At 72.7% G+C, this 9,414-nt stretch carries 11 protein-coding genes and 1 pseudogene; 4 read left to right on the top strand and 8 right to left on the bottom strand.

The genetic code is table 11. The annotated features are described in order from the left end of the window. Positions 1–89: 89 nt before the first annotated feature. The 7 genes from proC to E7Z54_RS11710 are packed head-to-tail and all read right to left on the bottom strand — an operon-like array spanning position 90 to position 5,733. Complete coding sequence (gene proC / locus E7Z54_RS11740; protein ID WP_136433886.1) at positions 90–887, bottom strand: pyrroline-5-carboxylate reductase; 798 nt, start codon at positions 885–887, stop codon at positions 90–92. Between the two features lie 34 nt (positions 888–921). Next, a complete protein-coding gene (locus E7Z54_RS11735) occupies positions 922–1,854 on the bottom strand; it encodes a proline dehydrogenase family protein (RefSeq protein ID WP_136433882.1) in 933 nt (310 codons plus the stop codon). A gap of 21 nt (positions 1,855–1,875) precedes the next feature. Beyond that, complete coding sequence (locus E7Z54_RS11730) at positions 1,876–2,610, bottom strand: ABC transporter permease (RefSeq protein ID WP_136433880.1); 735 nt, start codon at positions 2,608–2,610, stop codon at positions 1,876–1,878. Next, entirely contained in the window at positions 2,607–3,323 is a 717-nt protein-coding gene (locus tag E7Z54_RS11725) for an ABC transporter ATP-binding protein (protein WP_136433879.1), read from the bottom strand. Before E7Z54_RS11725 ends, E7Z54_RS11730 begins: the two co-directional genes overlap by 4 nt. Before the next feature lie 45 nt (positions 3,324–3,368). After that, the gene (locus E7Z54_RS11720; protein ID WP_136433877.1) at positions 3,369–3,965 is read right to left on the bottom strand and encodes a TetR/AcrR family transcriptional regulator; all 597 of its coding nucleotides are present in this window, start codon (positions 3,963–3,965) and stop codon (positions 3,369–3,371) included. Next, positions 3,962–4,798 (bottom strand): sugar phosphate isomerase/epimerase family protein, encoded by an 837-nt coding sequence (locus E7Z54_RS11715; protein ID WP_136433875.1) that lies wholly within the window; start codon positions 4,796–4,798, stop codon positions 3,962–3,964. Before E7Z54_RS11715 ends, E7Z54_RS11720 begins: the two co-directional genes overlap by 4 nt. After that, positions 4,795–5,733: a Ppx/GppA family phosphatase gene (locus E7Z54_RS11710; protein WP_136433873.1), complete on the bottom strand. Its 939-nt coding sequence runs from the start codon at positions 5,731–5,733 to the stop codon at positions 4,795–4,797. Before E7Z54_RS11710 ends, E7Z54_RS11715 begins: the two co-directional genes overlap by 4 nt. A 59-nt stretch (positions 5,734–5,792) precedes the next feature. Here E7Z54_RS11710 and E7Z54_RS11705 point away from each other — a divergent pair, with 59 nt between their 5' ends. From E7Z54_RS11705 to E7Z54_RS11695, 3 genes are all read left to right on the top strand, one after another. After that, positions 5,793–6,557, top strand: a complete 765-nt coding sequence (locus E7Z54_RS11705; protein ID WP_136433871.1) for a DUF3109 family protein — start codon at positions 5,793–5,795, stop codon at positions 6,555–6,557. 73 nt (positions 6,558–6,630) lie between these two features. Continuing rightward, positions 6,631–7,269 (top strand): VOC family protein, encoded by a 639-nt coding sequence (locus E7Z54_RS11700; protein ID WP_136433870.1) that lies wholly within the window; start codon positions 6,631–6,633, stop codon positions 7,267–7,269. A gap of 38 nt (positions 7,270–7,307) precedes the next feature. Continuing rightward, positions 7,308–8,027 (top strand): class I SAM-dependent methyltransferase, encoded by a 720-nt coding sequence (locus tag E7Z54_RS11695; protein WP_136433868.1) that lies wholly within the window; start codon positions 7,308–7,310, stop codon positions 8,025–8,027. Positions 8,028–8,047: 20 nt separating this feature from the next. Here the strand turns inward: E7Z54_RS11695 and E7Z54_RS11690 are convergent, their stop codons facing one another. Beyond that, positions 8,048–9,088 carry a LacI family DNA-binding transcriptional regulator gene (locus E7Z54_RS11690; protein WP_206056170.1) on the bottom strand — a complete coding sequence of 347 codons (1,041 nt, stop codon included), beginning with the start codon at positions 9,086–9,088 and terminating at the stop codon, positions 8,048–8,050. Between the two features lie 125 nt (positions 9,089–9,213). Here E7Z54_RS11690 and E7Z54_RS11685 point away from each other — a divergent pair. Beyond that, positions 9,214–9,414: pseudogene (locus tag E7Z54_RS11685) on the top strand (DNA repair protein RadA); the annotation flags it as partial.

The following is a 9,414-nucleotide window of genomic DNA, read 5'->3' as shown; positions in this document are numbered from 1 at the left end:
CTGGCCGAGCTCAGCCTGGCGGCCGCGCTGCACCAGCGGTACTGACCGGGCGGCGACCGCGGATGGCCGAGCGACGCGCTCGCGCCGATCTACGAGCCGAGCTCGCGCGACCGGTCCCGTGCGGCCTCGAGCGCGGCGAGGAAGGCAGCGCGCACCCGGTGCACCTCCAGCTCGCGGAGTGCCGCCGCGGTGGTGCCGCCCGGCGAGGTGACCTGCTCGCGCAGCACCGCCGGGTGCTCCCCGGTCTCGCGCAGCATCATGGCCGAGCCGAACAGCGTCTGGACGGCGAGCTCGTGGGCGACGGTGCGCGGCAGCCCGAGGTGCACACCGCCCTCGATCATGGCCTCGACCACGAAGAAGACGTAGGCGGGGCCGGAGCCGCTGATCGCGGTGACTGCGTCCTGCAGCTTCTCGGGCACGTGCACGACCCGACCCACCGACGCCATCAGCTCCTCGGCCTCGGCCAGGTGCGCGGCGTCGCAGTGCGTGCCGGGGGAGATCGCGGCCATGCCCTCATCGACCAGGGCCGGGGTGTTCGGCATGACCCGGACGACGGCGACGCCGTCAGGGACGTGGGACTCGATGAACCCGGTGGTGATGCCGGCGGCCAGCGACACGAGCAGCTGTCCGCGGCGCAGTGCGGGCGCGATGTCACCGAGCACGTCGGCCATGTCCTGCGGCTTCACGACCAGCAGTACCGTCTCGGCCGAGGCCGCAGCCGCGACGTCGGCGACCACCTCGACGCCGTACTTCTCCTTGAGCTCGGCGGCGCGCTCCGCGCGCTTCTCGACGACGACCAGCTGGTCGACGGCACGACCGGCCCGGATCAGGCCGGACAGCAGGGTCTCGCCCATCACCCCGGCGCCGATGACGGCGGTCCGCTTCAGCTCGCTCACGGTTGCTCGATTCCTGGACTCAGAGTCACTTCTTGGAGATCAACGACGTGAGAAACAGTGACAGGTTCTGCGGACGCTCCGCCAGTCGCCGCATCAGGTAGCCGTACCACTCCTCGCCGTACGGGAGGTAGACACGCACCCGCTCACCGGCGTCGGCCAGCCTTCGCTGCTCCGCGGGACGGATCCCGTAGAGCATCTGGAACTCGTAGGTCCCCTGCGCGCGGCCGTAGCGGCTGGCCAGCGCGGAGGCGATCTCGACCAGCCGCGGGTCGTGCGTGGCGACCATCGGGTAGCCCTCGCCCTTGAGCAGCACCTTCAGGCACCGGACGTAGGACCGGTCGACCTCGGCCGGGTCGGTGTAGGCGACCTCGATCGGCTCGTCGTAGGCGCCCTTGCACAGGCGCACCCGGATGCCCGGGCCGGCCAGCGCCCGGCAGTCGTCCTCGGTGCGGCGCAGGTAGGCCTGGAGCACCGCGCCGGTGTCGGGGAAGTCCTGTCGCAGCTCCTGGACGATGGCCAGCGTGGCGTCGGTGGTGGTGTGGTCCTCCATGTCGATGGTGACCGTGGTGCCCGCGCGCTGGGCCGCCCGGCAGATGGAGCGGGCGTTCTCGAGCGCGACCCGCTCGCCGTCCTCGAGCCGGAGGCCGATCGCGGTCAGCTTCACCGAGACCTCGGCGCGGTCGGCGAGGCCGGCGGCGACCAGGCGTGCGAGCAGGGTGCGGTAGGCCTGCACGGTGGCGGTCGCCTGCTCCGGCTCGACGGTCTCCTCGCCGAGGAAGTCGATCGTGGCCTCGATGCCGTCGGCGGCGAGCTCGCCGACCGCGCGCACCGCGTCCTCGGTGTCCTCACCGGGCACGTAGCTGCGGACCAGCCCCGCGGAGAGCGGCAGGGTGGTGACGATCCGCTTCACCGCAGTGCTGCGCGACAGCAGGAGCAGGGAGTCCCGGACGGGTCGCATGAGGCAAAGGTACGGCGCCCGTCAGTCGGTACGACGCCGCAGGGTCGCCGCGCCCAGTGCCAGCGCGGCGAGGGTGAACCCTGCCACCACGGCGACGTCACGCCACACGTCAGCGGTGCCGGTCGTGGTGGCCAGGTGCTCCATCGCGTCCACCGCGTAGGACAGGGGAAGGACGTCGGAGATCACCTCGAGCACGCGCGGCAGGCGCTCCCGTGGCACCAGCAGCCCGCAGAGCAGGATCTGTGGCACGACGACCGCGGGAAGGAACTGCACCGCCTGGAACTCGGTGCGCGCGAACGCTGAGACGAAGAGCCCGAGCGCCGTGCCGAGCACGGCGTCCGCCACCCCGACCACCCCGAGCAGGCCGACCGGTCCGCGGACGTCGAGGTCGAGCAGCCCCACGGCCACGCCGGTCACCAGGGCGGCCTGGGCTGCGGCGACCAGGCCGAAGGCGAGCGCGTAGCCGACCAGGAGATCGAGCTTGCCCATCGGCATGGTGAAGAGCCGCTCGAGGGTGCCGCTGGAGCGTTCCCGCAGGGTGGTGATGCTGGTGACCAGGAACATCACGAAGAACGGGAAGATCGCCAGCAGCGCCGGCCCGATCCGGTCGAAGACGAGCGGCGTCGCATCGAAGATCCACCACAGCAGCGTCTGCAGCAGGCACGGCAGCAGGAGCAGCATCGCCAGCGTCCGGTGGTCGCGCCGCAGCTGGGTCAGCACCCGCGCGGTGATCGCCAGCGTGACCCGGGCGCTCATGCCGCGTCCTCGCCCTGGACGAGGGAGAGGAACGCGGCCTCGACGTCGCGGGCGCCGGTCCGCTCCTTGATGCCGGCCGGCGTGTCGTGCGCCAGGATGCGACCCTCCCGCATCAGCAGCAGCTGGTCGCAGCGCTCGGCCTCGTCCATCACGTGACTGGACACGAGCACCGCGGTGCCGCCCTCGGCGATCCGGTGGAACAGCGCCCACAGGTCGCGGCGCAGCACCGGGTCCAGGCCCACGGTCGGCTCGTCCAGCACGAGCAGCTCCGGCTCGCCCAGGAGCGCCACCGCCAGGCCGACCCGGGACCGCTGCCCGCCGCTGAGCCGCCCGACCACCTGGTCGCGGTGGCTGACGAGGTCCACCGCCTCGACGGCTGTCTCGACCGCCGCAGCGGGCCTCCCGAGCACCCGGGCGAAGAAGCGGAGGTTCTCCTCGACCGTCAGGTCGTCGTACACGCTGGAGGACTGGGTCTGGTAGCCCACGCGGTCGCGGAGCGCCGCGCTCCCCGCTGGCCGCCCCAGGGCGGTCACGTCGCCGGCCGCGACGCGCTGCACGCCCACGATGCTCCGCAGCAGCGTCGACTTGCCGCACCCGGACGGGCCGAGCAGGCCGGTGACCCCGGGACCGACGGTCAGGTCGAGTCCGGCGATCACGACCCGGCCGCCGCGCACCACCCGCAGTCCCACGATCTCGATCACAGAATTCACCATGCGTTGAATTATGCGCCGGACGCCGGCGACACGCAAGGTCCGTTCCTAGGGCAGCGGGCCGATCAGGAACCCGTCGAGCACGGGCGCGTAGATCGTCACCAGCTGCTCGGTCGTCAAGGAGGCGACCGGCTCGACGCGCAGCACGTACCGCATCAGGATCAGGCCGATCACCTGGCTGGCGGCCAGCGGCATCCGGCGTGCCGGGTCCTCGACGCCGAGCAGCTCGCCGACCGGCTCCAGCACCACCGGCAGGAACCCCTGGCCGACCAGGCGGCCGCCGCCGGGCTCCAGCAGATGGCGCACGGTGGCGAGCAGACCGGGCTGGAGCGCGGGGTCGTCCCAGACACCGAGCATCGCCCGCAGGATCCGCTCACCCGGCCCGGTGTCGGGATCGCTGGACGCGATCCGCTCCGCGACCACGGTCCGCGGGTCCACCGGCAGCTCGAGGGCGGCGATGAAGAGGTCGTCCTTGGAGCCGAAGTAGTGATGCACGAGCGCCGGGTCGACCCCGGCGTCGAGCGCGACGGCCCGGATCGTCGTGCCCGCGTAGCCCGCACCGGCGAAGCGCTCGCGAGCGGCCGCCAGGATCACGGCCCTGGTGTCCGGGCTGCCCGGACGGCGACCCCGGGTGGGCGCCGTCATGGGGCGTCGGCAGTCGGACCGGCGGGGACCGCGCTCAGGTGCTCGATGGCGAACTCCAGCGACTCCAGGAGGTCGGCCTCGCGCTCCTCGCGCGTCGTGCAGCGACGGGTGTTGATCTCCAGCACCACCTCGCCGGCGAAGCCCACGCGGGCGAGATGCCGGAGGAAGTCGGCCGCTCCGATGTCGCCACGTCCCGGCACCAGGTGCTCGTCCTTGGCCGAGTCGGTGCCGTCGGTCAGGTGGACGTGCCGCAACCGTGGGCCGAGCCGCTGGGCCATCGCAACCGGGTCCGCGTTCGCGATCGCGGCGTGCGACAGGTCGATGACCGTGTTGGCGTAGGGCTCTTCGGACGGATCCCAGCCGGGGAGGTACATCTCGAGGTGGCGTCGCGACGAGGCCCGCCACGGGTACATGTTCTCCACGGCGAAGGCGATGCCCGAAGACTCCTCGAGAGCGGCGATGCCGTTGACGAAGTCGCGGGCGTACTCCTTCTGCCACCGGAACGGCGGGTGCACGACGACCACCTCGGCGCCGACCTCGGCGGCCATCTCGGCGGATCGCTCGAGCTTCCCCCACGGCTCGAGCCCCCACACCCGCTGGGTGAAGAGCAGCGTGGGCGCGTGGATCGCGCTGATCGGCACGCCGTGGTGGTCGGCGAGCTCCTTGACGGCGCCGACCTGCTGCGAGAGCGCGTCGATGCCGACCATCACCTCGACCGCCTCGTAGCCGAGGTTCGCGGCATAGCTGAAGGCGTGGGCCGTCGACTCGGGATAGACCGAGCTCGTGGAGAGGCCGATGCGAGGACGCCCCGCGGGCCCGGACGGGGCGGTCACGGCACGTGGGCGATGCCGAGCTTGTCGATGCGCTCGAGGATCACGCCCTCGCGCAGCGCCCAGGGGCACACCTCGAGCTCGGCCAGGTCGAAGATGTCCATGCAGGCCTCGGCGACGAGGGCGCCGGGGACGATCTGGTGGGTACGGCTGGGCGAGACGCCCGGCAGGGCGGAGAGCTCCTCGGGGGTCATCGCCACCAGCTTGGGGATCCATCGGCGCAGCTCGTCGAGTGGCAGCAGCCGCGGCACGAGCGGTCCATCACCGGATGGGGGCGCACCGCAGATCCGCGCCAGCGAGCGGAACGTCTTGGACGTCGCCGCCGCGCGGTGGGGCGGCCCGGCGCGGAGCAGGTGGCCGGCGTCGCGGGCGATGTCCGCCCTGATCCTGCGGCGGATCTGGCGCAGGTGCTCCTCGTCGGGCCGGGCCTCGAACTCCGCGCGCGCCAGTCGCGCGGCACCCAGCGGCAGCGACCACGCGACGTCCGGCCGCTCGTCGGTGCCGGCCGCGATCTCCAGCGATCCCCCGCCGATGTCGAAGACCGCGAGTCGCCCCGCGGACCAGCCGAACCATCGTCGTACGGCGAGGAAGGTGAGCCGGGCCTCGTCCTCGCCGGGCAGCACCGCGATGGCGACGCCGGTCTGCTGCTGGACGTGGGCGAGCACCGCCTCCGCGTTGCCGGCGTCCCGGACCGCGGAGGTGGCGAACGACAGCATCTCCTCGCAGCCCTTCTCCTCGGCCACCAGCAGCGCCTGGGCGGTGAAGGTGGTGAGCGCGTCGACGCCGGTCGGGGAGACGTCGCCGTTCACGTCGAGGTGCTCGGCGAGGCGCAGTGGCTCCTTGTAGGAGAAGGCCGGCAGCGGGGCCGCTCCGTCGTGGGCGTCGACCACGAGCAGGTGACCGGTGTTCGATCCGATGTCGAGCACGCCCAGGCGCATGCGTCCACGGTACTAGCAGCGATGCGGTCGGACGGCGGCCCCTCGACTAGATTTGCCCAGTGGCCGAGGTGGACCTGGACTTCCCCCGTGCGTGGGTGGAGTTCGTCAACCCCGCTGACGACAGCGAGGTGCTGCGCTGCGACCTCACCTGGCTCACCTCCTCCTTCACCTGCATCTTCGGCAGCGGCTGCGCCGGCATCTATGCGGACTCCCCCGACGTGGGTTGCTGCACGCTCGGTGCGCACTTCGCCGACAAGGCCGACCAGCGGCGGGTGGAGGGCTTCGTCGAGCAGCTCACGCCCGACCTCTGGCAGCACCACCCCGGCCGGCCGGTGAAGCGCAAGGACTGGATCGAGAAGGACGAGGACGGCGAGCGCAAGACGCGGGCCCACCTCGTGGACGGGCAGCGCTCGTGCGTCTTCGCCAACCGCACGGACTTCCACGCCGGCGCCGGCTGTGCGCTCCACGGTTTGGCGCTCCAGCAGGGCAGGAACCCGCTCGAGACCAAGCCGGACGTGTGCTGGCAGCTGCCGATCCGCCGTACCTTCCGGCAGGTCGAGCGGATGGACGGCACGACGTACACCGAGGTCTGCATCACCGAGTACGACCGCCGCGGCTGGGGTGCCGGTGGGCACGACCTCGACTGGTACTGCTCGGGCAACACTGACGCCCACGTCGGGATGGAGCCGGTCTACGTCACCAACGAGCCCGAGCTGGTCGAGCTGATGGGACGGAAGGCCTACGACGAGCTGGTCCGCCACTGCGAGGCACACCTGCGCTCGAGGTCGGCGCTCGCCCTCCATCCCGCCGATCCTTGTTCGTGACACTCACCTCTCGACATCAAGAGACTCCGACCCCGCTGGATCCGTCGCCCGAGGCAGAGCCGAGAATGTCGACATGCGCCTGGATCACCTCTCGTACGCGGCCGGACCCGACGGACTCGCCGGCACGGCCGCCCGGCTCGGCGCGGCGCTCGGGCGCGAGTTCCAGGACGGCGGCGTCCACCCGCGCTTCGGCACCCGCAACATGGTCCTGCCTCTCGCGGAGGGGACCTACCTGGAGGTGGTCGAGGTGCTCGACCACCCGGCCTCCGACAAGGCGCCGTTCGGCCAGGCCGTCCGCGCCCGCTCCGCCCTCGGCGGCGGCTGGCTCGGCTGGGTCGTGGCGGTGCCCGACATCTCCGTCGTCGAGCGGCGGCTCGGCCGCGAGGCGGTGCCCGGCAGTCGGCACCGTCCCGACGGCACCGAGCTGCGCTGGAAGCAGATCGGCGTCAACGGCCTGATCGCAGACCCGCAGCTGCCGTTCTTCATCCAGTGGGACGTCCCCGCCGAGCTGCACCCGTCGGCCGGCACCGACGGCGCCATCTCCCTGGCCGGCATCGAGATCGCCGGTGACCCGCAGCGGGTCAGCGAGTGGCTCGGCGAGACCGTCGAGGCGCCGCTGGAGGACGTGAAGGTCGAGTGGGTCGCCCCGCACGGCACGCCGGGGATCCTGGCCGCGCAGGTGCAGACGCCGAACGGCGTCGTCCGACTCTGAGGCTCGCCGGCCGCCATCCGCCGCCTCGAGGTGTGAGCGTGCCGCCCTCGACCGGAGCCTCGCGACCGGTCGCCGGGGCCATCCCCAGCCCGAACATCTGGCAGCACACCGCGACCTACGAGGTCGAGAACCGCGCCGCAGACCCCGACGGTCGGCTCTGGACGGCGATGGCCGCCCGCGCCGACTGGGCCGGACGCGTCGTGCTCGACCTCGGCTGCGGTTCCGGCTTCCACCTGCCGAGGTTCGCGCAGACCGCCCGACGTGTGGTCGGCGTCGAACCGCATCCCGGGCTGCAGCGACTGGCCCTCCGGCGCAGCAGGGGCCTCGACAACGTCGAGGTGCTGCTCGGCGCAGCGCAGCAGGTCCCGCTGCCGGACCGATCCGTGGACGTCGTCCATGCCCGGTGGGCGTACTTCTTCGGACCCGGCTGCGAGCCCGGTCTCGCCGAGCTCGAGCGGGTGATCCGCCGCGGGGGCACCGCGATGGTGATCGACAACGACGGCTCCCGCTCGACCTTCGGCGCCTGGTTCCGCCGCGCCTTCCCCCACCTCGACCCGCCCGGGACGATCGAGCGCTTCTGGACGATGCGTGGCTGGACGCTGGACCGCGTCGACATGGGCTGGCGGTTCGAGAGCCGCGAGGACCTCGAGGCCGTGGTGCGGATCGAGTTCAAGCCCGACGTCGCCGACCAGGTCCTGCGTCACCACCGCGGCCTCGAGGTGGACTACGCCGTCAACCTCTGGACCAAGGAGTACTGACCGGGACCGGCAGCGGTCGGCTACCGCGTCGTCGACGCCCGTACGGCGAGCGTGGGCTCCAGCAGCACCCCGCGGCTCGTGTGCGGGCGGGGACCGAGCAGGTCGCTCAACGCGCGGACCAGCTCGACCGCCACCTGCTCGAGGGGCTGGCGCACCGAGGTCAGGCCGGGCGGCACCACCTGCGCGACCTGGGAGTCGTCGAAGCCCACGACCGCGACGTCCTGGCCGGGCCGCAGGCGGCGCTCGGCCAGGGTGTGCAGGACGCCGACGGCAAGCGTGTCGGAGGCGCAGGCGAAGGCGGTCGGACCCACGGCGTCCAGGAGCGCCGCGGCGGCCCCCCGACCCGCGGCCACGGTGTCGTCGGTCGCTGCCTCCAGGCCCGACGTGGGCAGCCCGCGCCCGGTCATGGTGCGGTGCCACCCCGCACGTCGGTCCTCGCCGATCCGGGAGCCGGGCTGCCAGCCGAGCCAGGCGATCCGCTCGTGGCCCCGCTCGAGCAGGTGCTCGGTCGCGAGCTGCGCGCCCGCCGCACCGTCGACGTCGACCCACGGATGACGTGCCCCGGCGTCGTCCCAGGGCCGCCCGAACGCGACGAAGGGCGCCCGACGCTCGGCCAGCCCGGCCGCCTGCGGGTTGCCCAGGTAGGTGTCGGTGACGACGAACGCATCGACCGCGGTGGAACGGAGCAGGTCGTCGTACCCGGCCATCGGGGCGGGCAGCTCGCCCTCGACGAGAGGCTCGCCGGCGAAAAGCAGCACGTGGTAGCCGGCGTCGCGGGAGGCCTCCACGAGGGCCCGGACGAATCGGTCCATCGCCATGTTGGCCGTGAACTCCTGCGCCGGGGACATCCGCAGGCCGACCAGGCGCGAGGAGCGGGTGCGCAGCTGCCGCGCGGCATGGTTCGGCGTGTAGCCGAGGGCGTCGATGGCGTGCTGGACCCGCGAGAGGGTCTCCGGACGGAGCAGGTCGGGGTTGTTGATCGCGTTGGACACCGTCTGCCGGGAGACGCCCGCGCGGTCGGCGACGTCGGCGAGGGTCGCCGGCAGGCGGGGCAGGTCCACCGCGCCATGGTCCCACGCACCCGCGCTGGCCCCGACGCGCGCGGCCACTCGTGCGCACCCCCGGTGCTCGTCTCCTCGCGCGTGCCTCCACGGTGTTGTCGGCGCCGTCGCCTACGGTCGGGGTCATGGCTGGTTCGAAGACACGTTCGACTTACCGCTGCGCCGAGTGCGGGTGGACGACCGCGAAGTGGGTGGGCCGCTGCGGGGAATGTCAGGCGTGGGGCTCGGTCGCCGAGGCGGCGACGACCCCTGCCACCCCGAGCGGCCGTACGACGGCGACGCCGGTGACCCGACCCGCGGTGCCGATCGGCCGGGTCTCCGCGGAG

Origin of the sequence: Nocardioides sp. (assembly GCF_004803405.1) — a bacterium.
Lineage (GTDB): Bacteria > Actinomycetota > Actinomycetes > Propionibacteriales > Nocardioidaceae > Nocardioides > Nocardioides vastitatis.
This window is presented reverse-complemented; position numbering and strand designations above follow the sequence as displayed.